The organism is Paraburkholderia sp. AV2 (genome assembly GCF_054968425.1).
In genome coordinates this window covers 35,627-59,433 of sequence record NZ_JBANLK010000027.1, presented here as the reverse complement: position 1 = coordinate 59,433, position 23,807 = coordinate 35,627, and the positions used below count along the sequence as shown (strand labels likewise).

General features: G+C 67.0%; 21 protein-coding genes. 7 read left to right on the top strand and 14 right to left on the bottom strand.

Going from position 1 to position 23,807, the window contains the following annotated elements:
• From V8683_RS19075 to V8683_RS19055, 5 genes are all read right to left on the bottom strand, one after another.
• Nucleotides 1-666, bottom strand: coding sequence for a site-2 protease family protein (locus V8683_RS19075; protein WP_411189912.1), 666 nt, complete (start codon nucleotides 664-666; stop codon nucleotides 1-3).
• Nucleotides 667-718: 52 nt separating this feature from the next.
• Entirely contained in the window at nucleotides 719-1,354 is a 636-nt protein-coding gene (locus V8683_RS19070) for an L-threonylcarbamoyladenylate synthase (protein WP_411189913.1), read from the bottom strand.
• A gap of 207 nt (nucleotides 1,355-1,561) precedes the next feature.
• Complete coding sequence (locus V8683_RS19065; protein WP_411189914.1) at nucleotides 1,562-2,392, bottom strand: 3',5'-nucleoside bisphosphate phosphatase; 831 nt, start codon at nucleotides 2,390-2,392, stop codon at nucleotides 1,562-1,564.
• A gap of 153 nt (nucleotides 2,393-2,545) precedes the next feature.
• Nucleotides 2,546-3,430 carry an alpha/beta fold hydrolase gene (locus V8683_RS19060; protein WP_411189915.1) on the bottom strand — a complete coding sequence of 295 codons (885 nt, stop codon included), beginning with the start codon at nucleotides 3,428-3,430 and terminating at the stop codon, nucleotides 2,546-2,548.
• Between the two features lie 63 nt (nucleotides 3,431-3,493).
• On the bottom strand, nucleotides 3,494-4,399 hold the full coding sequence (locus V8683_RS19055) for a ferritin-like domain-containing protein (RefSeq protein ID WP_411189916.1): 906 nt from the start codon (nucleotides 4,397-4,399) through the stop codon (nucleotides 3,494-3,496).
• A 205-nt stretch (nucleotides 4,400-4,604) separates the two neighbouring features.
• Between V8683_RS19055 and V8683_RS19050 the strand changes: the two genes are divergently transcribed.
• The 3 genes from V8683_RS19050 to V8683_RS19040 all read left to right on the top strand — a co-directional run bounded on the left by V8683_RS19050 (nucleotide 4,605) and on the right by V8683_RS19040 (nucleotide 6,587).
• The gene (locus tag V8683_RS19050; protein WP_411189917.1) at nucleotides 4,605-5,129 is read left to right on the top strand and encodes a gamma carbonic anhydrase family protein; all 525 of its coding nucleotides are present in this window, start codon (nucleotides 4,605-4,607) and stop codon (nucleotides 5,127-5,129) included.
• 70 nt (nucleotides 5,130-5,199) lie between these two features.
• Nucleotides 5,200-6,162, top strand: a complete 963-nt coding sequence (gene hslO / locus V8683_RS19045) for an Hsp33 family molecular chaperone HslO (protein WP_411189918.1) — start codon at nucleotides 5,200-5,202, stop codon at nucleotides 6,160-6,162.
• A 14-nt stretch (nucleotides 6,163-6,176) separates the two neighbouring features.
• Nucleotides 6,177-6,587: a hypothetical protein gene (locus V8683_RS19040; protein ID WP_411189919.1), complete on the top strand. Its 411-nt coding sequence runs from the start codon at nucleotides 6,177-6,179 to the stop codon at nucleotides 6,585-6,587.
• 32 nt (nucleotides 6,588-6,619) lie between these two features.
• On the opposite strand, the gene ftsB is transcribed toward V8683_RS19040, so the two are convergent.
• The 9 genes from ftsB to V8683_RS18995 all read right to left on the bottom strand — a co-directional run bounded on the left by ftsB (nucleotide 6,620) and on the right by V8683_RS18995 (nucleotide 17,735).
• Entirely contained in the window at nucleotides 6,620-7,042 is a 423-nt protein-coding gene (gene ftsB, locus V8683_RS19035; RefSeq protein WP_411189920.1) for a cell division protein FtsB, read from the bottom strand.
• A gap of 113 nt (nucleotides 7,043-7,155) precedes the next feature.
• Nucleotides 7,156-8,439, bottom strand: coding sequence for a phosphopyruvate hydratase (gene eno, locus V8683_RS19030; RefSeq protein WP_411189921.1), 1,284 nt, complete (start codon nucleotides 8,437-8,439; stop codon nucleotides 7,156-7,158).
• Nucleotides 8,440-8,638: 199 nt separating this feature from the next.
• On the bottom strand, nucleotides 8,639-9,493 hold the full coding sequence (gene kdsA / locus V8683_RS19025; RefSeq protein ID WP_411189922.1) for a 3-deoxy-8-phosphooctulonate synthase: 855 nt from the start codon (nucleotides 9,491-9,493) through the stop codon (nucleotides 8,639-8,641).
• Nucleotides 9,490-11,151 (bottom strand): CTP synthase, encoded by a 1,662-nt coding sequence (locus V8683_RS19020; RefSeq protein WP_411189923.1) that lies wholly within the window; start codon nucleotides 11,149-11,151, stop codon nucleotides 9,490-9,492. Before V8683_RS19020 ends, kdsA begins: the two co-directional genes overlap by 4 nt.
• Nucleotides 11,152-11,307: 156 nt before the next feature.
• Nucleotides 11,308-12,111, bottom strand: a complete 804-nt coding sequence (locus tag V8683_RS19015) for an alpha/beta fold hydrolase (RefSeq protein WP_411189925.1) — start codon at nucleotides 12,109-12,111, stop codon at nucleotides 11,308-11,310.
• A 51-nt stretch (nucleotides 12,112-12,162) separates the two neighbouring features.
• Nucleotides 12,163-14,829 (bottom strand): ComEC/Rec2 family competence protein, encoded by a 2,667-nt coding sequence (locus V8683_RS19010; RefSeq protein ID WP_411189926.1) that lies wholly within the window; start codon nucleotides 14,827-14,829, stop codon nucleotides 12,163-12,165.
• A gap of 132 nt (nucleotides 14,830-14,961) precedes the next feature.
• Nucleotides 14,962-15,750: a TatD family hydrolase gene (locus V8683_RS19005; RefSeq protein ID WP_411189927.1), complete on the bottom strand. Its 789-nt coding sequence runs from the start codon at nucleotides 15,748-15,750 to the stop codon at nucleotides 14,962-14,964.
• Between the two features lie 7 nt (nucleotides 15,751-15,757).
• Nucleotides 15,758-16,489 (bottom strand): ABC transporter ATP-binding protein, encoded by a 732-nt coding sequence (locus tag V8683_RS19000; protein ID WP_411189928.1) that lies wholly within the window; start codon nucleotides 16,487-16,489, stop codon nucleotides 15,758-15,760.
• Nucleotides 16,482-17,735 (bottom strand): lipoprotein-releasing ABC transporter permease subunit, encoded by a 1,254-nt coding sequence (locus V8683_RS18995; protein ID WP_411189929.1) that lies wholly within the window; start codon nucleotides 17,733-17,735, stop codon nucleotides 16,482-16,484. Before V8683_RS18995 ends, V8683_RS19000 begins: the two co-directional genes overlap by 8 nt.
• A gap of 138 nt (nucleotides 17,736-17,873) precedes the next feature.
• Here V8683_RS18995 and V8683_RS18990 point away from each other — a divergent pair, with 138 nt between their 5' ends.
• The 4 genes from V8683_RS18990 (at nucleotide 17,874) to lysS (ending at nucleotide 23,612) form a co-directional block, all read left to right on the top strand.
• Entirely contained in the window at nucleotides 17,874-19,037 is a 1,164-nt protein-coding gene (locus V8683_RS18990) for a regulator (RefSeq protein ID WP_411190573.1), read from the top strand.
• Nucleotides 19,038-19,061: 24 nt separating this feature from the next.
• Nucleotides 19,062-20,768, top strand: coding sequence for a single-stranded-DNA-specific exonuclease RecJ (recJ, locus tag V8683_RS18985; RefSeq protein ID WP_411189930.1), 1,707 nt, complete (start codon nucleotides 19,062-19,064; stop codon nucleotides 20,766-20,768).
• A 129-nt stretch (nucleotides 20,769-20,897) separates the two neighbouring features.
• Nucleotides 20,898-22,002 (top strand): peptide chain release factor 2 gene (prfB, locus tag V8683_RS18980; protein WP_411189931.1). Its coding sequence is split into 2 segments (ribosomal slippage): nucleotides 20,898-20,978 and nucleotides 20,980-22,002, totalling 1,104 coding nucleotides; the frame shifts between segments, so codons are not numbered across the junction.
• An 86-nt stretch (nucleotides 22,003-22,088) separates the two neighbouring features.
• On the top strand, nucleotides 22,089-23,612 hold the full coding sequence (gene lysS, locus V8683_RS18975; RefSeq protein ID WP_411189932.1) for a lysine--tRNA ligase: 1,524 nt from the start codon (nucleotides 22,089-22,091) through the stop codon (nucleotides 23,610-23,612).
• Nucleotides 23,613-23,807: the final 195 nt, after the last annotated feature.

The following is a 23,807-nucleotide window of genomic DNA, read 5'->3' as shown; positions in this document are numbered from 1 at the left end:
TTATGAAAAGAGCGAAACGAGTGGGGTAAGGAGGGCCGTGACCGCGTCGTAGCCGAGCGAGACGAGCGGACGCAGCCAGAATCGGGTGAAGATGCCGGAGACCAGCAACCCCATCACGATGATGAAACCATAGGGCTCGAGGCGCGAGAGCGCAATGCTCGCGCGCGTGGGCAAGAGCGCCGCGAGCACACGGCCGCCGTCGAGCGGCGGCAGCGGAAAGAGGTTGAGCACGCCCAGCACGAGGTTTACGCCGACGCCCGCGGCGGCCATGCGCGTGAAGAACGGCTCGTCGATGCCGAGCACCGCGAGCGCGACGCCGAACACGCCCCACACGATCGCCTGGACGAAGTTGCAGGCCGGACCTGCCGCCGCCACCCAGAGCGTGCCCCAGCGCGGATTGCGCAGGCTGCCGAACGAAATCGGCACGGGCTTGGCATAGCCGAACACGAAGGCGCCGTTGGTGAGGAAATAGAGGATCAGCGGCATCGCGATCGTACCGATCGGATCGATATGGCGCATCGGGTTGAACGACACGCGGCCGAGCACGTAGGCGGTGTTGTCGCCGAGCGCACGCGCGACATAGCCGTGGGCGGCCTCGTGCAGCGTGATGGCGAAGATGACCGGGAGGGCGTAGACGACGATCGTCTGTATCAGGGAAGCATCCATGGCGCGGTATTGTATCAATGCGCCGGCCCACGGTCGGCGGGCCGGCGGTGGCTCAGGCCTCTTCTTCGAGACCGAACGGCGCAAGGCTTCCGCGCCCCGCGCGCACGAGCACCGGCTCGGCGCCCGTGAGGTCGATGATCGTCGAAGGCTCGCGCGGACAGGCGCCGCCGTCGATCACGAGGTCGAGCTGCTTCTCGAGACGCTCGCGAATCTCCTCGGGATCGTTGAGCGGATCGGTATCCGGCGGCAGGATCAGCGTGGTCGCGAGCAGCGGCTCGCCGAGCTCTTCGAGGATCGCGAGCGGAATCGCATGGCCCGGCACGCGCAGCCCGATCGTCTTGCGCGACGGATGCGAGAGCCGGCGCGGCACTTCCTTCGTCGCCTGCAGCACGAACACATAAGGTCCCGGCGTCACCGACTTGATGAGCCGGTACTGCTGGTTATCCACCATCGCGAAGTTCGCCAGTTCCGAGAGATCGCGCACCATCAGCGAAAGCAGCGCCTTCTCGTCGAGTCCGCGAATGCGGCGCAGGCGCTCGGCGGCCGGCTTGTCGTCGATGCGCGCCGCGAGCGCATAGCTCGAATCGGTCGGCAGCGCGATCACGCCGCCCTCGCGGACGATCTGCGCCGCCTGCTTGACGAGGCGCGGCTGCGGGTTCTCGGGATGAAGCCGAAAGTACTGGGACATGGCAGTGATCAGCGAACAGGAGGCGACGGGAAACGTTGGGTGCCTGATCGTACTTCAAACCGCGTCTTTCAACGTGCGTACGGCCACACGATACGGCAAGCGGCGGCAGGCGATGCGGCAAGGGTACGCGAGGGTGCGGCAAGGCAGACAAAACGCGGCGCGGGATGGCGTGCCAGACGTACCGTGCAGGCCGCACGGCACGGCGGCCTACAGCCATCGTTGCCAGACGGGCTTGAGACCGGAAGGCAGGGGCGGCAGGCTGCCGGGCAGGATGACGTCCGGGCCCGGAGCGTGGAAGTCCGAGCCACGCGACGCCTCGAAACCGAAGCGGCGTGCGACGGCGGCGTACTCGCCGTACTGGTCCGGCGTGTGGCTGCCGGTCACGACTTCGATGGCCTTGCCGCCGAGGTCGATGAACTCGCCGAAGAACGTGTCGAATTCGAGCGCCGTGTAGCGGTAGCGGCCCGGATGCGCGACGATCGCCTCGCCGCCTGCCGCCTGGATCCAGCCGACGGCGTCGGCAAGCCTGGCCCAGCGGTGCGAGATATAGCCGGGCTTGCCTTCGCCGAGCCAGCGCGAAAACGCATCCTGGGTGTTCTGCGCCCGGCCCGATTCGACGAGGTGGCGGGCAAAATGCGTGCGCGAGATCAGGTCGGGATTGGAGACGTAGCGCAGCGCGCCTTCGTAGGCGCCCGGGATGCCCAGTTCGCCGAGCCGCTCGCCGATCGCTTCGGCCCGTGCGGCGCGGCCGTTGCGCGTGCGCGCAAGCCCTTCCACGAGCGACTGGCAGTCGGGATCCACGTTGAGCCCGACGATATGCACGGTGCGCGACGCCCACGTAACCGAGATCTCGACGCCGCACACATAGCGCATGCCAAGCGCCGTAGCCGCTTCGCGCGCCTCGTGCTGGCCGCCGATTTCGTCGTGATCGGTGAGCGACCACAGCGTCACCCCGCCCGCATGCGCCAGCCGTGCAACGGCAGCGGGGGCCAGTTGGCCGTCCGAGACGGTGGAGTGACAGTGCAGATCGGCGTTCATCGCTATCCAGTCGAGATTCAGCCGTTATTTTACTGCAATGCAATGAGGCCGTCCGGGCGCGAACAGCCGCCCCCTCGCCGCCCGCCTCCTCGCGGTGTTATATGGGCAAACCGGACAAACCCGGGCCAGAACGTTTCGTCGCAGGTTTTGCGGCTATGCGCAGAATGCCTCGATCAGTTGCGCGACGATCTCCGGCTGGTCGTGGTGAACCATGTGTCCCGCGTCGTCGATGATGCGTTCGCGCCAGTCGGGAAACGCTTCGAAACGCGCCCTGAATTCCGCGATCGGCACCGCGCCCGCAAGGCGCGCGAGCGTCTCCGAGCCGGCCGCCTCGACGTGCAGCACTTTCGCGCGCACCTGCGACCAGATCGCCGTCACCTCGTCGAGCCGGTACAGGAGCGGGCTGCGCATCTTGTGCGCTGCGTCGGCGAGCAGCATGTAGCCGCCCTCCCCGTCGGGCTTCGACCAGTGCTGCGCAAGAAAGCGCGCCCGCGAAGCGGCAAGGCGCGGATTCGTCTTCACGAGGCGCGCGGCCACGTCGTCGAGCGAGGCGTAGTGGCGCAGCTTCGGCGGCTCGCGCAACTCGTCGAGCCACGCGCGCACTCGCTTCGGCGCCTGGACGGCCGCAGTGGCCGGCATGCCGAAACCTTCGAGATCGACTACCCGGCGCACGCGCTTGGGGCGCACGCCCGCGTAAAGACACGCGATGTTCGCGCCCATGCTGTGGCCGACCAGATTGACCTCGCCAGTGCTCGCGTAGCGTTCGAGCAGGCCGTCCAGGTCGGCGAGGTAGTCGTAGAACCAGTAGCTGCCGCCGCCCTGCCGGGTAGCCGGCCAATCGGAGAGGCCGAAGCCGCGCATGTCGGGCGCGATCACCTGCCAGTTGCCGCCCAGCGCATCGACGACGAACTGAAACGAGGCGGCAACGTCCATCCAGCCGTGCAGCATGAACAGGATGGGAGCGTCGTCGGCGCCCCAGCGGCGCACGTGCAGACGGATACCGTGGACTTCGACGAATTCGGAGCGGGAGACGTTCATGCGTGGGCGAGAAAAAAGAATGGTCGTTCGATTATATCGGGCGATTCCGTCGGACGCTTGCGCTTATTTTTTGTCGCCTTTTTTGCCGTTTTTTTCGTCGCTTTTTTCATCGCCTCCCGCCTGCCTGCGCCCATCGGCGGCCGCCTGCTCCGCCGCATCCTGCGCGGCGAGCGCATCCAGCTCGGCCTGATCGAAGCCCGCCGAGCGGCGCGCTTCCAGGTTGAACGGCCCGCGCATCTTCGGCGCGTTGTACTGCTGCGCCAGCGCGAGCCAGGCCCTATGCGGATCGAGGCCTCGTGCGTCGCACAGATGGCGGAACCAGTGATTGCCGATCCGCACGTGCCCCACCTCGTCGCGCAGGATCACGTCGAGAATCGCCGCCGACTCGTTATCGCCCGCCTGCACGAGCCGCGCGCGGATCGGCGGCGAGGCGTCGAGCCCGCGCGCTTCCAGCGCGCGCGGTACGAGCGCCATGCGCGCGAGAACGTCGTCCTGGGTACGCTCGCACATCTCCCACAGTCCGTTGTGAGCCGGGAAATCGCCGTACGCGTGGCCGTAGTCGGCCAGACGGGCGCGCAGCAGCGAGAAGTGATACGCCTCCTCTGCGGCGACTTTCAGCCAGTCGGCGTAGAACGCGTCGGGCATGTCCGGAAAACGCCAGACGGCGTCGAGCGCGAGATTGATGGCGTTGAACTCGATATGCGCCAGCGCATGCAGCAGCACCACACGGCCTTGCGGCGTGCTCATGCTGCGCCGTTGCAACAGACGCGGCTCGACCAGTTCGGGACGCGCGGGCCGCCCCGGGAGACCGGCGGGCGCTGCGATCCGCAGTGGCGCCTCCCAGCGTGGCGCACCGCGCGCGGCAGCGTCTGTCACGCGCGCGTGTAGGGCCCGCACCGCGTCGGCCTTGGCGGCAGGGTCGCGCTCGCGCAGCGCGGCGAGCGCAACGCGGCGCCAGTTTTCGGGCATCTGCGACGCGTGGTCAGCCGTCGCGGGATCACGGGAAACAACGAAATTCATCGGCAACGAAGGGAAAGCGGAAACAAAGATTGGCGCAGGCGCGCCGCGCGGCACGGAAGGCCGTCCTCGCGCAAGCGTTTACAATACGCGATTCATCTGCCGGGCGACTCAGGCCGCAGTCAGCCCACCGACAACGCACTGGAGACGTAGCACCGTGACCATCTACAAGCTTGGCGAAGCCGCACCCACCATTCACGAGAGCGTGTTCGTCGCGGACAACGCGACCATCGTCGGCAACGTGACGCTCGCCGAGGATTCGAGCGTCTGGTTCGGCGCGACGCTGCGCGGCGACAACGAGCCGATCAGGATCGGCGAGCGCAGCAACGTCCAGGAAGGCGCGGTCTTGCATACGGACCCGGGCTACCCGCTCACGGTGGAAGCCAACGTGACGATCGGCCACCAGGCCATGCTGCACGGCTGCACGGTGAAGGAAGGCGCGCTGATCGGCATTCAGGCCGTGGTCTTGAATGGTGCGGTGATCGGCCGCAACTGTCTGGTCGGTGCGGGCGCGGTGGTGACCGAAGGCAAGGTGTTCCCCGACAACTCGCTGATTCTCGGCGCGCCGGCGAAAGTGGTGCGCGAACTGACCGAGGCCGACATCGCGGGCCTCAAGCGCAACGCGGACGTGTATGCGAAGCGTCGCGAGTTTTTCAAGGCGCAGCTCGTGCGGATCGGCTAGAGGCCGCAGGGCGCCTGCCGGCCTCGCCGGACCAGGCTGCGCCACACGATTCGAAACGAAGGAAAAGATAGTGAACGACCAGTTGCAGAAATTCTTGTTCAGCGCCGCTCCGGTGCGCGGTGAGATCGTCTCCCTGCGCAGCACGTGGCAGGAGGTGCTGACGCGCCGTCAATATCCCGCGCCGGTGCAGACCGTGCTCGGCGAGATGATGGCCGCGTGCGCCCTGCTCTCCGCCAATCTCAAGTTCGACGGCACGCTGATCATGCAGATCTTCGGCGACGGCCCCGTGCGGATGCTGGTCGTGCAGTGCGGCTCGGATCTCTCGATGCGCGCGACGGCGCGTCTCGCCGACGGCCTGTCGGCCGAGGAAGCGGCCGCCCTGCCGGGCGACATGACGCTCGCCACCCTCATCAACCTGAGCGGCAAGGGCCGCTGCGTGATCACGCTCGATCCGGCCAACAAGCAGCCGGGCCAGCAGCCGTACCAGGGCATCGTGCCGCTGAACGGCGAGGACGGCCCGCTCCCTTCGATCGCCGAGGTGCTGGAGCACTACATGCGCCACTCGGAGCAGCTCGACACGCGCCTGTGGCTCGCGGCCAACGACGATCGCGCCGTGGGCATGCTGCTGCAGAAGCTGCCCGGCGACGGCGGCATCGTGCCGCACGCCGGGGAACACGACGCCGACACGTGGGAGCGCGTATGCGCACTGGGCGGGACGTTGTCGCGCGAAGAACTGCTCGAACAGGAGCCGCAGACCTTGTTCCGCCGTCTCTTCTGGCAGGAGAACGTGCGTCACTTCGAACCCGCGCAGACGCGCTTCCAGTGCACCTGCTCGCGCGAAAAAGTAGGCTCGATGCTGAAGATGCTGGGCCACGAGGAAGTGGAAAGCGTGATCGAGGAACGCGGCCACGTCGAGATTCACTGCGACTACTGCAACCAGCGCTATGAGTTCGACCCTGTGGACGTGGCGCAACTTTTCGCGGCCCCGGGGCTCTCGGACGGAGTCGCTCCGGCGACGGACCGGCGTCATTGAGCGCGGTTCGCGGCATGAAGAAAAGACAAGGCTCCGCAAACCGGTCGCACGCTACGAGGGGACGCCTTGCGGCGTTCGCGATACTGACCGCGCTCGGCGCAGGCGTTGCGCTAACGAGCGGCTGTACGCTGGACCCGCGCGGCCCCTCGCCGATCTACAGCCGCCTGCCCGCGGACCAGTCCGGCATACCGGCGAGCGCCGAGCCGCTTACGCCTGAAGAGCGCGCACGCTACGACGCCATCGACCGCCAGGTCATGGCCGACCAGGACCGCGCCATGGCAACCGAAGCGGCCGCCGAGGCCTGGTCGCGCTACTACGCGCCGCCCGTCACGTTCTACGGCAGCTATTACGGCGGCGGCGGCTGGGGTCACGGCTGGGGCACCGGGATCGGCGTGGGCTACCCCGGCTGGGGTTGGGGCTGGTGATTCGCTGATGCCGCGCTAGCTGGCGGGGGCACTCAACCCACCTTCTTCTTCGCTTCCTTCACGTGCGCGTGTTTCTTGTCGGGCACGCGCGACACCGGATTCGGCACGACCTTCACCGGCGCATCCGACATCACGCCACGCGTCGACGTATTCGACGAACCGGCCGGCGTCGGCAGCGGCTGGTTCGGCGAGACGAACTGCACGAACAACTCGCCGTCCTTCACCATCCCCATCTCATAGCGGGCGCGTTCCTCGACGGCCGCAGTGCCGTTCTGCAGATCCTGCACCTCGCCGGCGACACGGTCGTTGCGCGCCTTCTCGTCGTCGTTCTGCTTCAACTGGCGGGCAAGCTGCCCTTGCAGTTCATGCACGCGCAGCCAGCCGCCGTGGCCCCACCAGAGCGGATACTGGATCAGCGCCAGCAAGATGATCAAAACGACAGTGACGAGCCGCATGAAAGGTGCCGGATAAATACACGCCGCCCTGCGCTGAACGCAGGGCGGCGGAGAACGGAATCGAAGAGGATCAGCAAGGCGGTTGCCGACGTCCGCTACAGATCAACGCGAATTCAGCGCAGATTGTAGAACGCCGACTTGCCCGGGTAGCTGGCGATATCGCCGAGATCTTCCTCGATGCGCAGCAACTGGTTGTACTTCGAGATGCGGTCGCTGCGCGAGAGCGAGCCGGTCTTGATCTGGCCGGCGTTCAGGCCCACGGCGATGTCCGCGATCGTCGAGTCTTCGGTTTCGCCCGAACGGTGCGAAATCACGGCCGTGTAACCGGCGCGCTTGGCCATTTCGATTGCTGCGAAGGTTTCCGTCAGCGTGCCGATCTGGTTGATCTTGATGAGGATCGAGTTGGCGATGCCCTTCTCGATGCCTTCCTTCAGGATGCGCGTGTTGGTGACAAACAGGTCGTCGCCGACGAGCTGGATCTTCTTGCCGAGCTTGTCGGTCAGGATCTTCCAGCCGGCCCAGTCGGACTCGTGCATGCCATCTTCGATCGAGACGATCGGGAACTTGTCCGCGAGCGCCGCAAGGTAGTCGGCGAATTCGGCCGACGAAAGCTGCAGGCCTTCGCCCGCAAGCTGGTACTTGCCGTCGTGGTAGAACTCGCTCGCCGCGCAGTCGAGCGCGAGCAGCACGTCTTCACCGGCACGGTAGCCGGCCTTCTCGATGGCTTGCAGGATGGTCGAGAGGCACTCGTCGTTGCTGCCGAAGTTCGGCGCGAAACCGCCTTCGTCGCCCACGGCCGTGCTCATGCCGCGATCCGAAAGGATCTTCTTGAGCGCGTGGAACACTTCCGCGCCGCAACGCAGCGCTTCGCGGAAGGTCGGCTGGCTCACCGGCACGATCATGAATTCCTGGATATCCAGGCTGTTGTTCGCGTGCGCGCCGCCGTTGACGATGTTCATCATCGGGACCGGCAGTTGCATCGCGCCCGAGCCGCCGAAGTAGCGGTACAGCGGCAGGCCGGCTTCTTCAGCGGCGGCCTTCGCGACGGCCATCGAAACGGCCAGCATCGCGTTCGCGCCGAGGCGCGACTTGTTGTCGGTGCCGTCGAGTTCGAGCAGGGTCTTGTCGAGAAAGGCCTGTTCCGACGCGTCGAGGCCCATGATCGCCTCGGAGATTTCGGTGTTGATGTGCTCGACAGCCTTCAGCACGCCCTTGCCGTTGTAGCGGCCGGCTTCGCCGTCGCGCAGCTCGATCGCTTCGCGCGAACCCGTCGATGCGCCCGACGGCACTGCCGCGCGGCCCATCGTGCCCGATTCGAGCAGCACGTCGCATTCGACGGTGGGATTGCCGCGCGAATCCAGAATCTCGCGACCGATGATATCTACGATTGCACTCATGGTTTCCTCAGGAAATGACAGTAACTCTTGCTTTCCGCAGCGCCGCGTTCACGCTCGTCGCGCAACCGCCGCACTGCCACGATGCCTTGCCTACTACGCGCGGCGCATGGGCTCCGGCCTCGGGCCCACCCGCCGCGTGACTCCTCCATCGCGCCGCTCGTGCAACCGGTTATGCAACCGGCGCGGCACGCACATTCGATCAGTTGAAGTCGCTCTCGAGGAACGGCGCGCGCTTGACCGCCTGGTCCAGCGTCACGAGCGTTTCGAGCAGGTCCGCCATGCGGTTCAGCGGCACGGCGTTCGGACCGTCCGACTTCGCCTCGGCGGGCTTCGGGTGCGTCTCCATGAAGATGCCCGCGATGCCCGTGGCCACTGCCGCGCGCGCGAGCACCGGCACGAATTCGCGCTGGCCGCCCGAACTCGTGCCCTGCCCGCCCGGCAGTTGCACCGAGTGGGTCGCGTCGAACACGACCGGCGCGCCGGTCTCGCGCATGATCGCGAGCGAGCGCATGTCCGAAACGAGGTTGTTGTAACCGAACGAGACACCGCGCTCGCAGGCCATGAAGCGGTCTTCGGAAAGACCCGCCTCGCGCGCCGCATCGCGCGCCTTGTCGATCACGTTCTTCATGTCGTGCGGCGCGAGGAACTGGCCTTTCTTGATGTTGACCGGCTTGCCCGAACGCGCGCACGCGTGGATGAAGTCGGTCTGGCGGCACAGGAACGCGGGCGTCTGCAGGACGTCCACGACCGAAGCCACCGGCCCGATCTCCTCTTCCGTGTGCACGTCGGTCAGCACGGCCAGGCCGAGTTGGCGCTTCACCTCGGAAAGAATGCGCAGACCCTCGTCCATCCCGAGGCCGCGGAACGACTTGCCGCTCGAACGATTGGCCTTGTCGTAGGACGACTTGTAGATGAACGGGATGCCGAGCTTCGACGTGATTTCCTTCAGGCGGCCCGCCACGTCGATCGTCATCTGCTCCGATTCGACGACACAGGTGCCCGCAATCAGGAAGAACGGCTTGTCAAGGCCAACCTCGAAACCGCACAGATTCATGCTTTCTCCTCGGCGCGCGAGAGCTGGTGCGCGAGCGCCGCTTCGACATACGCCTTGAAGAGCGGATGGCCGTCACGCGGCGTGGACGTGAATTCCGGGTGGAACTGAACGCCGACGAACCACGGGTGCATGTCGCGCGGCAGCTCCATCATTTCCGGCAGGTCTTCGGCCGGGGTACGGGCGCTGATGATAAGGCCGCCCGCTTCCAGCCTGGGCACGTAGCCGTTATTGACTTCATAACGGTGACGGTGACGCTCGTTCACGTCCTTGCCATAGATCTCTGCCGCCATCGTGCCGGGCTTGATCGGGCAGCGCTGCGACCCGAGGCGCATCGTGCCGCCCAGGTCCGAATCTTCGGTGCGCTTTTCGACCTTGCCTTCGCGGTCGGCCCATTCGGTGATGAGCGCGACCACGCGGTCTGGCGTGTCCGGATCGAATTCCGTGCTGTTCGCGTGCTTCAGACCGACGACGTCGCGCGCGAATTCGATCACGGCGAGCTGCATGCCGAGGCAGATGCCGAGATACGGCACCTTCGCTTCGCGGGCGTACTGAATGGCCTTGATCTTGCCTTCGGTGCCGCGGCGGCCGAAGCCGCCCGGCACGAGAATCGCGTCGAGGTGCTTGAGGCTGCCCACGCCCTCTTCGTCGATCTGCTCGGAGTCGATGTACTCGATGTTCACCTTCGTCGAGGTCTTGATCGACGCGTGACGCAGCGCTTCGATGAGCGACTTGTACGACTCGGTCAGATCGACGTACTTGCCGACCATGCCGATCGTGACTTCGTGCTTCGGGTGTTCGAGCTTCTCGACCATCTCCGACCAGATCGAGAGGTCGGCCGGCTTCGCGGAAAGCTTGAGCTCGTCGCAGACGATCGAGTCGAGGCCCTGGTCGTGCAGCATCTGCGGGATCTTGTAGATGCTGTCCGCGTCCCACACCGAGATCACGGCGTCTTCGGGCACGTTGGAGAACATCGAAATCTTGGAGCGCTCGTCGTCGGGAATCGGACGGTCGGCGCGGCACAGCAGCACGTTCGGATAGATACCGATTTCGCGCAGCTTCTGCACGCTGTGCTGCGTGGGCTTGGTCTTCAGTTCGCCCGCGGTGGCGATGAACGGCACCAGCGTGAGGTGCACGAAGCATGCGCTGTTGCGGCCGAGGCGCAGGCTCATCTGGCGCGCGGCTTCGAGGAACGGCAGCGATTCGATGTCGCCCACCGTGCCGCCCACTTCGACGATCGCGACATCGGGTTCGCCGCACGTCGCGGATGCCGCGCCGCGTTCGACGAATGCCTGGATCTCGTTCGTGATGTGCGGGATGACCTGCACGGTCTTGCCCAGATAGTCGCCGCGGCGCTCCTTGCGGATCACCGATTCGTAGATCTGGCCCGTGGTGAAGTTGTTGGCCTTGCGCATCTTCGTGCTGATGAAGCGCTCATAGTGGCCGAGGTCGAGGTCGGTTTCCGCTCCGTCTTCCGTCACGAACACTTCGCCGTGCTGAAACGGGCTCATCGTGCCGGGGTCGACGTTGATGTAGGGATCGAGCTTGAGGAGGGTGACTTTCAGACCGCGCGATTCGAGGATCGCGGCGAGGGAGGCGGCGGCAATACCCTTGCCCAGGGACGAAACTACGCCGCCGGTGACGAAAACATATTTGGTCATCGCTGAATGCTCGCGGGAAAAACGGATTATACCGTAAAGCAAGGGCTAACCCTGCTTTTTGCGCGTGCCCATGCGCACCCGCGGCGAGCGGGAAGCCGCACGTCCGTTCGCCGGCGAGGTCATGCCAGCCGGGCCGGCGGCGGCCTTGCGGCGTCCTCAGGCGAGGTCGTCCATCGAGTACAGCAGGCGCTGGATCGCGCGCGCCGTTTCGATAGGCCGCTCCATCGGATAGAGATGGCTGCCTTCGATCCATTCGAACCGCTCGCCGGCCAGGTGCCGCGTCGCCGTGAGCCCCACCTGGCGCACTTCCTTCGACTGCGTGCCCGCAATGAAGCTGACCGGCACCGGCGAGCCATGCACGAGGCGCGTGCCGAACGTATGCGGCAGCGTGCGGTAGATCAGGTACTCCGTGCGGCGGTCGAAGGCGAGGGTGCGCGTGCCGTCGGCCGAGGTCTGAGGAATACCGAAATCGACGTAATCGGAGAGAACGCGTTCGTCCCAGCGCGCAAACGCGGGTTTCGCATGGAAGTGCCGCCAGGCTTCGTCGCGATTCGCCCACGAAGTGCGGCGCGTGCGCGTTGCGGCGGCGGGCGAGAGGTGTTCGTCGAGCCCCGTCCACTGCGACATCCTCAACATGCCGCTGCGCCAGCCCGCGATCACCGGCGAGTCGAGCATCACGACCCCGCGCACCCACTGCGGCTTCCTCAGCGCCGCCATCAGCGAAAGATAGCCGCCGAGCGAATGACCGACCAGCCATACGGGATATTCGTAGCGGCCGCCTATGTCCTCCAGCAACTGGTCGACGAGATGCGGCCAGTCGCGCGTGACCGGAAAGCGTGCGTCGTGACCGATGCGCTCGATGTAGCGCAGTTCGTAGCTGTCGCCGAGTTCGGCGAAAAGCGTCCGGTAGGTCGAGGCGGGAAAGCCGTTCGCGTGCGAAAAGTGGATGACGTTCTTCAAAGCGTTCTTGTCTCCTCTCCGTATCTGGGTCTTCTTTCTGCCGCCCCGGCTTCAGCCCGGGTCCGGACCGCCGGGTTTGTCCGAAGCGTTGTCCGAAGCGTCCATCCAGTAGCGGCGCTGCGTATCGCCGTAACGCTCGACCGTCAGCGCGCCGGGGCTCGCCTCGATACGCACGGCGCCATCCGCGTCGCTGCGCGTGAGAACGATGTGCCGGGCCAGGTAACGCGCAAACACGCCCGGATTCGGGTGGTGAAAGCGATTCAAATAGCCTACCTGAAATATGGCGATGCGCGGCGCGACAGAATCGAGGAACGGTTCAGTTGATGACGTGCGGCTGCCGTGGTGCGGCACGAGCAGCACGTCTGCGCGCAGCGCGACGCGCCCCTCGCCGTCGGCATGCGCGCGGCCGACGAGCGTGCGCTCGACCGGCGCCTCGATGTCGGCAACGAGGAGCGCGGCGGTGGTCGCGCCCTGCCCCGCCGCCGAAATGCGCAGCACGCAGCAATGCGCGTTCGGCTTGCCGACGAGCGGCCCGGCGTCGGGCCAGAGCACCTCGAAATCGACGCCGTCCCAACGCCAGCGCTGGCCCGCGGCGCATTGGACAAGCTGGGCCCCGGCCCGGCGAGCGCTGGCCCAGAGCGGATGCCGCGGCAGGATGCCTGCAACGAACTCGCCCACGCCGATCTCGTCGAGCACGGCCTGGGCGCCGCCCGAGTGGTCCGAGTCGTCGTGGCTCACCATGAGGGTATCCAGGCGCAGCACACCGTGCGCCTGCAGATACGGGGCGACGATACGCTCCCCGGCGTGTGTCGATTCCGGTCCGGGTCCGGTGTCGAAGAGGAGCGTGTGCCGCGACGTTTCCACGAGCACCGAGTTGCCCTGTCCGATATCGAGCGCGGTAAGGCGGAATGTGCCGGGAGGCGGGCCCGCAGGCGCGGGCACGAGAAGCGGCAGCCACATGAACGGCGCGATCCAGCGCAACGGCCAGCCGCGCGGCGCGAGGCACCATGCAACGCCCAGCGCCGCGCAGGCCAATGCCCAGACATTCGGTTGCGGGAGGCGCAGCATGGCCCAGGGGATGCCGGAGAACCACGTCAGCATGACGGCGAGCTGATCGAGCATGGCATGCGCGCAGTGCAGCGCCCAGGCGTCGAGCGGCGCAGGCAGCGCCACGCTTATGAGCACCGTGGGCGTGACGAGCATGCTCACGAACGGAATGGCCAAAGCGTTCGCGAACGGCCCGATCAGCGGAATCTGCGCGAACCAGTATGCCGTGAGCGGCGCAAGCGCAATCGTCACCGCCCATTGAACGCGCGCGCCGTCGGTGAGCTTCGCGCCAAAGCGGTGCGCGACGCTCCGCAGGCGCCACGCTTTCTTCGCATCCGGCGCACTCGTACGGCCCGCTTCGCTCATCGGATCGCGCACTCCGGCCTGATCGCCGAACGGCTCCGGGCCACGTTTCCTGGGCACGCCCGACGCCGCGAAGAGTATTGCCGCGACAGCGCTGAACGAGAGCCAGAAGCCCGCGGCCGTCACCGCCCATGGATCGCGCACCAGCACGAGCCCCAATGCCCACGCCAGCACCTGCGACCTCGCCACGTTGCGGCCGGAGAGCAGCGCCGCAGCGGCCACGGCCAGCATCCAGAGCGCACGCTGCACCGGCACGTTGAAGCCCGCCAGCGCGGCGTGGACGACGGCCGCGCACAAAGCGCCGGCCACCGCGATCTTCTGCGCGGGCACGACGAGCGGAGCCTCCACGCCTCGCCAGCGCGCGCGCCGCCAGAACGCGCCCGCCAGCCAGCCTGTCAGCCCGGCGACAAAGGCAAGGTGCAGACCGGAAATGGCGACCAGATGACTCGTGCCGGTGCTGCGCATCAGGCGCCAGTCGGCGTCGCTGACCGCGTCCTGCGCGCCGGTAGCGAGCGCGACCACGATGCCGCGATGCGGGGCGTCGGCAAGCACCGTATCGATGCGCTCACGTAGCGCCGCACGCCAGCGCTCGATGGCGAGCCCGATGCCGTGCGCATCGTCGGGCAAACGCCTCGCGTGCGTGACGTCGCTGACGTAGCCCGTTGCGCGAATGCCGCGTTCGAGCATGGCCTCCGCCGCGTTGCGCAAGCCGAAATTGCCTTCGCCGTGAGGGCGTTTCAGACGCACCATGAGGCGCCAGCACGCACCGGGTTCGAGCGGTGGAAGCGGTGTATCGCGGGCCACCCACGCCAGCTGGATCCTGCGCGGCAGTTGCCCGCTCGTGGCCGGCGCATGCCAGGCCTGAACCACGAAAGGAAAGCGCGCGCCGTCCGGTCCATAAACCGGCAAGCCCGCGATGTAACCGGTGATTTCGATATCGCGCGACTGCCAGGCGTAGGGCAAGGCTTCGGCAAGACGCAGTTCCGCACGCCACGCGGCATAGCCGAAGCCCGCGCAGGCCGCCGCGAGCCATACGGCCAGCCAGCCGCTCGCGCGCCGCGAGACGCGAAGCCAGCGCCGCAGACGGCCTCCGGCGTCGGCCACATAGACAGGCTCCCGCGCTTTTTCACCCGTTGAATCCGCCGAATCGCCGTCGTCTTCGCGCGCACCTGCAAGCACCCATATGCCCCAGCCTGCCGCGGCCGCCGCAGCAGCGACCAGCGCGAGCCAGCCGCCCCACCCCGGCAGCGCCGCCTGCTGCTGCAACCCGAACACACCTAGCGCAAATCCGCACCATACCGCCCGCATCGTCCCTCCCGGCATTCGAGGCGGCGCGACGGGGTCACGATGGTGGCACGACGTGCGGACTACGCGAGACGCGAACGCAGGCCACGCAGGCACCCCACGCAGCAGGCTGCCGTCGCGCCGCCTTCGAACCGATTATGCAGACGAAAGCGCGAGCCGCGGCAGCGCTGCCGCAGCGTTAGCCGTTGTGCCAAGGGCGAGTTCGTCGGGAGCGAGGCTGCGCAAGCCTGCGAGGACGGCACCGATGCGCGGCACCTGGTCCGGCGTGTTGCGCTCGCGGTAGAGCCAGGCGGGAGAGATGTCGGGCGCGTCGGTTTCCATGACGATCGCATCCAGCGGCAACTGCTCGGCGAGCCGCCGGATCTGCAACGCGCGTTCGAACGTCACGTTGCCGCCGAAGCCCAGATGCATCCCGTGATCGATGAAGGCCCGCGCCTGCTGGAAACTGCCGTTGAACGCATGCGCGATGCCCTGATGCACGCCGTTGCGTCGCAAGCCCTTGAGCACCTGGTCCTGCGATTTGCGCACGTGACAGATCGCCGGCAGGCCGAATTCGCGCGCGAGCTTCAATTGGGCGTCGTAGAAGTGCTGCTGCCGCGCGTCGTCGAGTCCCGGAACGAAGTAGTCGAGTCCGATCTCGCCGATGCCGATGAAACACGGATCGGCAAGACTCGCCTCGATTTCGCGGCGCAGCGCATCGAGGTCGTCGTCGCGGGCCTGAGGGGTGTAGAGCGGATGGATGCCGAGCGCGTACACGGCGCCTTCCACACGATGCGCGAGCGCGCGCACCGTCGCGAAGTTCTCGCGCGCCACCGCCGGAATGACGATGCGCGAGACGCCCGCCGAACGCGCCGCCGAGATGACCGCATCGCGGTCCGCGTCGAATTCGGCGGCGTCGAGATGACAGTGCGTATCGGTCCACATGGCGCGCTTAAACCGGGACGACCGGCTCCTCGTGCAGTATGCCGTCGCGCAGCCGGACGATGCGGTCGCAACGCGCCGCGAGGTCGGTATCGTGCGTGACGATCACGAAGCTCGTATCGAACGAACCGGACAGTTCGAGCATCAGGTTGAAGACCGTGTCCGCCGTGCTGCCGTCGAGGTTGCCGGTCGGCTCGTCGGCGAGCACGCAGGCGGGCTTCGTCACGAGTGCGCGCGCAATCGCCACGCGCTGCCGCTCGCCGCCCGAAAGCTCGCCCGGACGATGCTTTGCGCGATGCGCGAGCCCCACGCGGTCGAGCATCGCGAGCGCCTCGTGACGCGCCGCCTCCTGCGGCAGGCGGCGAATGCGCAGCGGCATCGCGACGTTGTCGAGCGCCGTGAACTCCGGCAGCAGATGGTGGAACTGATAAACGAAGCCGAGCGCCCGGTTGCGCAGATCGTTGCGCTCGCGCTCCGAAAGCTCGGTGAACGGCTTGCCGAGCACCGAGACCTTGCCCGCACCGGGCTCGTCGAGGCCGCCCAGCACATGCAGCAGCGTGCTCTTGCCCGAGCCCGAGGCGCCCACGATCGCGAGCTTCTCGCCGCGCCGCACCTTGAGTTCGGTGTAGCGCAGCACCTCCACCTGGAGGCCGCCCTGGCCGAAGGTCTTGGAGACGCCGTGCGCTTCGAGCACGTACGGATAATCGCCCGCGGCCGCGAGCAGCGATTGACGGTCATTCATAGCGCAGCGCCTCCGCAGGGCGAACCTTGGCCGCGCGCCAGCTCGGATAGAGCGTCGCGAGCGCGGACAGCACGAACGCAATCAAGCCGATGCGGATCACGTCGGAGGCAACGAGTTCCGAAGGCAGCTCGCTGATGAAATAAACGGACGGCGGCAGGAACTGCACGCCGAGGACGTGCTCGATGGCCGGCACGGTCCACGGGATGCTCCAGGCGATCAGACAGCCGAGCGCGACGCCAAGGCCCGTGCCGACGAAGCCGATTGTCACGCCCTGCACGAAGAAGATCTTCATGATCGAGCCGGGCTGCGCACCCAGCGTGCGCAGGATGGCGATGTCGGCCTGCTTGTTGGTAACGGTCATCACGAGCGAGGAAACGAGATTGAACGCCGCGACGGCGATGATGAGCGTGAGAATGATGAACATCATGCGCTTTTCGATCTGCACGGCGGAGAACCAGGTCTTGTTCTGCTGCGTCCAGTCGCGGATGTAGAGGTCGCCCGAGAGCGTATGCACGAGCTGGCGCGCCACGGCCGGCGCCCGTTGCATGTCCTTCAGGCGCAGCCGCACGCCGCTTGGCGCCGGCAGCCGGTAGAGGATCTCGGCGTCGTGGATGTTGGTGAGCGCAAGCGTGCTGTCGTACTCGTAGTGCCCCGATTCGAACACGCCCACGACCGTGAACTGCTTCAGGCGCGGCAGCATGCCCGCGGGCGTGATCGAGCCCTCGGGCGCGACGAGCGTGACCTTGTCGCCCACCTGCACGCCGAGGCTCGACGCGAGATCGGCGCCCAGCACGATGTTCCAGCTGCCCGGCGTGAGGTCGTTGAGGCTGCCCGCCTTCATGTCCTTGTCGATATCGGAGACCTGCGGCTCTTCGGAGGGCTCGATGCCGCGCAGCGCGACGCCGCTCAGGCTGTCGCCGCGCGTGAGCAGCGCCTGGGCATCGACGTACGGCGCGGCGCCGATCACCTCGCGGTTGGTCTTCGCCTCCCTGGCCGTGAGCTGCCAGTCGGGCATCGAGCCCGTGGGCGAGAAAATCTCGATGTGCGCAAGCACGGAGAGCATGCGGTCGCGCACGTCGCGCTGGAACCCGTTCATTACCGAGAGCACGACGATCAGCGCCGCGACGCCGAGCGCGATGCCCGACATGGAAACGAGCGCGATGAACGAGATGAAACCGTTGCCGGTCGTGCGCTTGCCGGCGCGCGTGTAGCGCCAGCCTATCTGCCATTCGTAGGGAAGTTTCAAGCGAGTCCTTGTCTGCGTGCCTGGTGCCGACCGCCGGAGTGGAAGCGCCCTTTGCCGGGCAACAGGGCGCCATCACGGCGGCGATCAAGCGCGAAGTTTGCCACACTGGCGGTCCGCGGGGTGAGGCCGCGAAGTACAATTCGGCCCATCATGCCCGCCGACCGACTCCATCTGCTCATCCCGTTCGCGCTGCCGTCGGCCGCGGCGGCCTCGACGGCGCTTGCCGGACTCGCCACCCCGGCGCTCGACAAGCTCGTTGCGCGCGCGAGCGCGGGCGAGACCGTGATCGGCGAAGATTTCCAGCGCACGCTGCCGCACGAACGCTGGGTCGCGAGACGCTTTGGCGTGGCCCTGGGGGCGGCCGGCTCCGGTGCGGCTGGCCAAGGTGCGGCCAACGCCCAGCCGGCACCCGACGATGAAGCTCCGCTCGCCCCCTACATGCTGCTGGCCGACGGCGGCACGCCCGGCGACGCCAGGTGGGCTTGCGTGCAGCCCGTGCATGTGCGCATCGCGCACGACCATCTGGTGCTGATCGATCCGGCCTCGCTCGAACTCGACGACGCCGACGCCGCGACGCTCTATGCCGTCGCGAAGCCGCTCATCGAGGAACTGGGCGTGCGCGTCGAAGCCCCCACGCCTACACGCTGGTATTTTTCGGGCGACGCCTTCGGCACGCTTGCCGCGGCCTCGCCGCTGCGAGCGAGCGGCCGCAACATCGAGATCTGGTTGCCGCACGAGGCCGGCTCGGGCCAGCGTTCGCGCGCCTGGATGAAAGTGCAGAACGAAGTGCAGATGGCCTGGTTCGAGCATCCCGTCAACGAGGCTCGCGAAGCCCGCGGCCAGCCCGCCGTGAATTCGATCTGGCTTCACGCGCAAGGCACGCTGCGCCCCGTGCAGAGCCCGTTCGCGCGCGTACGCTCGGACGCGGCCGCCACGCGGGGCGTCGCCATGGCGGCGGGCGTCCCGGTGGGCGCCGTGCCCGCCTCGTTCGCCGCATGGAACGAACAAGGCGGACCGGAAGCCCGCCTGGCACCGAACAACGAATCCGCCGCCACGCTAGTCGAACTCGACCCGTTTTCCGCACCGTTCATCCAGCAGGACTGGGGACGGTGGAACGCCGCGTTCGCAATGCTCGAGCGCGACTGGCTCGCGCCCGCGCTCGCCGCGCTCGAAGCCGGCGAACTGGGCGCGCTCGGCCTCACGCTGTGCGGCGACACGGGCTCGGTCGATCTCTCGATCACGCGCGGCGATCTGCGCAAGTTCTGGCGGCGCCGCGCATTCGCGTCGCTCTTCATCGAATAAACCCAACCACGCAAGCCGCCCTGCATGACCCGAATCGTCACCCGCGCCTCTTCTCCCGCCGACGCCGAAGCCCTCGTCCGTCACGGCCTGCATCCCGTGCTCGCGCGCCTTTACGCCTCGCGCGGCATCTGCCAGCCCGATGAAATCGAAACCGGCCTCGCACGTCTCTTGCCGCCCGCCGCGATGAAAGGCCTCGACGACGCCGCGATGCTCCTCGCCGACGCGCTCGAAGCGAACCGCCGCATGCTCGTGGTCGCCGACTACGACTGCGACGGCGCCACCGCCTGCGCGGTCGCCGTGCGCGGGCTGCGCATGCTCGGCGCGCAGATCGACTATCTCGTGCCGAACCGCTTCGAATACGGCTACGGGCTCACGCCCGAGATCGTCGCGCTGGCCGCGCAGCGCCCCGGCGGCAAGCCGGAGCTGCTGATCACGGTCGATAACGGCATCGCGAGCGTGGACGGCGTGGAAGCCGCGAACGCACTCGGCATCGATGTGCTCGTCACCGACCACCATCTGCCCGGCGACACGCTCCCCGCCGCCCGCGCGATCGTGAACCCGAACCAGGCGGATTGCGCGTTCGAGAGCAAGTGCATCGCGGGCGTGGGCGTCATGTTCTACGTGCTGCTCGCCCTGCGCGCGGAACTGCGCCGCCGCGGCGCGTTCGCGGACGGCCGGCCCGAGCCGCGTCTGGACGGCCTGCTCGACCTCGTCGCGCTCGGCACGGTAGCCGACGTCGTGAAGCTCGACTGCAACAACCGCGTGCTGGTGGCGCAAGGACTGCAGCGCATCCGCAACGGCCGCATGCAGCCCGGCATCGCGGCGCTCTTTCGCGCCGCGGGGCGCGAAGCGCGCACCGCGTCGGGCTTCGATCTCGGCTTCGCGGTCGGCCCGCGTCTGAATGCGGCGGGGCGCCTCTCGGACATGTCGCTCGGCATCGAGTGCCTGACCACCGACGACGTGGGCCGCGCCTGGGCGCTCGCGCAGCAACTCGACACGATGAACCGCGAACGGCGCGAGATCGAGGCCGGCATGCAGCAGCAGGCGCTCGCCGATCTCGCCGATATCGATCCGCAAGGCAAGGCCACGCTCACGCTGTTCAATCCGGGCTGGCATCAGGGCGTGATCGGCATCGTGGCCGGGCGGCTGAAGGAGAAATTCCACCGCCCGTCGTTCACGTTCGCACCCGCCGACGAAGGCGGCGAACTCGTGAAGGGCTCGGGCCGCTCGATCCCCGGTTTCCATCTGCGCGACGCCGTCGACCTGATTTCGAAGCGCGAGCCCGGCCTCATCCACAAGTTCGGCGGCCACGCGATGGCGGCCGGTCTCACGCTCGCCGCCGCGGACGTGCCGCGTTTTGCCGACGCCTTCGAGCGCGTGGGCCGCGAATGGCTTTCGGCGGAAGCGCTCGCGCGCACCGTGGAAACCGACGGCGACCTCGAAGACGCCTACTTCACGCCCGATTTCGTCGAAATGCTCGACGCGGCCGTCTGGGGCCAGGGCTTCCCGGCACCCGTGTTCGCGGGCGAATTCGAGGTGGCCTCGCAGGCGCTCGTGAAGGACAAGCACCTGAAACTGCAGCTCCTGCGCGGCCGCCAGCGCTTCAATGCGATCTGGTTCAATCACACCGACCCGCTGCCGCAGCGCACCACCGTCGCCTACCGGCTCGTGCGCGACACCTGGAACGGCGTTTCGCGCGTGCAGCTCGTGGTGGAGCACGCGGCCGACTGAGGCGCTGTCGTAGACCTTGCCCGCGGTGCAACCGGGCACAGGAAGCGAGGCGGCGGTGGGGCCGGCCCACCCTTGATGCAGGCCCAATCGGCTATAATTCAAGGTTTTACGCCCCGGATCACGACACAAATGGAAGCGGAACGTCTCAACGCGATCGAAGCCTCTCTGGCGGACCTGCGCACGCGCGCGGGCGAGCTACGGGGGTATCTTTGACTACGATGCCAGGTCCACGCGACTGATCGAAGTCAACCGCGAACTCGAAGACCCGAACGTCTGGAACGACGCGAAGCACGCCCAGGAGCTCGGCAAGGAAAAGAAGCTGCTTGAAGGCGTGGTGCATGTGCTCGAAGGCATCGAGAATGACGTGCGCGACACCCAGGACCTCTTCGACATGGCGCGCGAGGAAAGCGACGACGACACGCTCGCCGCCTGCGAGGCCGACGCCGCGGCGATCGAGGTGCGCGTCGCCGACGTCGAGTTCCGCCGCATGTTCTCGAACCCGGCCGACCCCAACAACGCGTTCATCGACATCCAGGCCGGCGCCGGCGGCACCGAGGCCTGCGACTGGGCGTCGATGCTGCTGCGCCAGTACGTGCGCTATTGCGAACGCAAGGGCTTCAAGACCGAAGTGCTCGAAGAATCGGAAGGCGACGTGGCCGGCATCAAGAGCGCGACGATCAAGGTCGAGGGCGAATACGCCTACGGCTTCCTGCGCACCGAAACCGGCATTCACCGCCTCGTGCGCAAGTCGCCGTTCGACTCGTCGGGCGGGCGTCATACGTCGTTCTCGTCGGTGTTCGTGTATCCGGAGATCGACGACTCGTTCGAGATCGAGGTCAATCCGGCCGATCTGCGCATCGACACGTACCGCGCGTCGGGCGCGGGCGGTCAGCACATCAACAAGACCGATTCCGCCGTGCGTATCACGCACATGCCGTCGGGCATCGTCGTGCAGTGCCAGAACGACCGCTCGCAGCACCGCAACCGCGCCGAAGCCATGGCGATGCTGAAATCGCGCCTGTACGAAGCCGAAATGCGCAAGCGCCAGTCGGAGCAGGACAAGCTCGAAGCGGGCAAGTCGGACGTGGGCTGGGGCCACCAGATCCGCTCCTACGTGCTCGACAACAGCCGTATCAAGGATCTGCGCACCAACGTCGAAATCAGCAACACCAAGGCCGTGCTCGACGGCGATCTCGACGAGTTCATCAGCGCGAGCCTGAAACAGGGCATCTAAGCTGCTGAGGCCGCTCCTCCGGGCGCGGCGGCGCGCATCGCGCCCCGCCCGGACCATCGAATCTGTATCACCGAACCCGAGCCAACATGACCGAACCGACCCAGCCGTCCGCGACCGAGCCGGACGACAACCAGATCATCGCCGAGCGCCGCGAGAAGCTGCGCGCGCTGCGCGAAGCGGGCGTCGCCTACCCCAACGACTTCCGCCCCACCCATCACGCCGCCGACCTGCAGCGCGACCACGCCGACACCGACAAGGACGCCCTGGAAGCGCAGGCGCTCGAAGTGTCGATCGCGGGCCGCATGATGCTCAAGCGCGTGATGGGCAAGGCGAGCTTCGCGACCGTGCGCGACGGCTCGGGCCAGATCCAGTTCTTCATCACGCCCGCCGACGTGGGCGAGGCGACCTACGAAGCGTTCAAGAAGTGGGACCTGGGCGACATCGTGGCCGCGCGCGGCGTGCTGTTCCGCACGAACAAGGGCGAGCTCTCGGTGCGCTGCACGGAACTGCGCCTGCTCTCGAAGGCGCTGCGCCCGCTGCCGGACAAGTTCCACGGCCTCGCCGACCAGGAAATGCGCTATCGCCAGCGCTATGTCGACCTGATCGCCACACCCGAGGCGCGCAACACCTTCGTGTCGCGCACGAAGGCGATCTCGTCGGTGCGACGCTTCATGGCGGACGCCGGCTTCATGGAAGTCGAAACGCCGATGCTGCACCCGATTCCCGGCGGCGCGGCGGCCAAGCCCTTCGTCACGCATCACAACGCGCTCGACATGCAGATGTTCCTGCGCATCGCGCCGGAGCTGTATCTGAAGCGCCTGATCGTCGGCGGCTTCGAGCGCGTGTTCGAGATCAACCGGAACTTCCGTAACGAGGGCGTCTCGCCGCGTCACAATCCGGAATTCACGATGATGGAGTTCTACGCCGCGTTCACCGACTACACGTGGCTCATGGACTTCACCGAGGCGCTGATCCGCCAGGCCGCCGTCGACGCGCAAGGCAGCGCCGTGCTCACGTATCAGGGCCGCGAGCTGGACCTTAGCAAGCCGTTCCACCGCCTCACGATCACGCAGGCCATCCAGAAGTACGCGCTGCAGTACGCCGACGCGCAACTCGCGGACGCCGCGTTCCTGCGCGCCGAACTGAAGAAGTTCGGCGTGGACGCGAACCAGCCCGCGTTCCTGAACGCGGGCGTCGGCTCGCTGCAACTGGCCCTCTTCGAAGAGACCGCCGAGTCGCAACTGTGGGAACCGACCTACATCATCGATTACCCGGTCGAAGTGTCGCCGCTCGCCCGCGCCTCGGACACGCAGTCGGGCATCACCGAGCGCTTCGAACTCTTCATCACGGGCCGCGAGATCGCCAACGGCTTCTCGGAGCTCAACGATCCGGAAGACCAGGCCGCACGCTTCAAAAAGCAGGTCGAGCAGAAGGACGCCGGCGACGAAGAAGCGATGTTCTACGACGCCGACTACATTCGCGCACTCGAATACGGCATGCCCCCGACGGGCGGCTGCGGCATCGGCATCGACCGTCTCGTGATGCTGCTGACCGACAGCCCGAGCATCCGCGACGTGATCCTGTTCCCGCACCTGCGCCGCGAAGACTGATCCCCGTTCGCATCAGCCGGAACGCCTGAGGGGCGCATGCGGTTCACGCCGCATGCGCCCTTTTCTTTTGTCTTTGTTTTACCCCGCCGGTTTGTAACCATCGGTAAAAGGTGCCGGGGTCGGAACGTGGGCCTGCCGAGGCCGCGCCTTTCTCAGCGCGTGCAGAAGCGCCTTTCCGGGCTCCGGTGCTCGCGA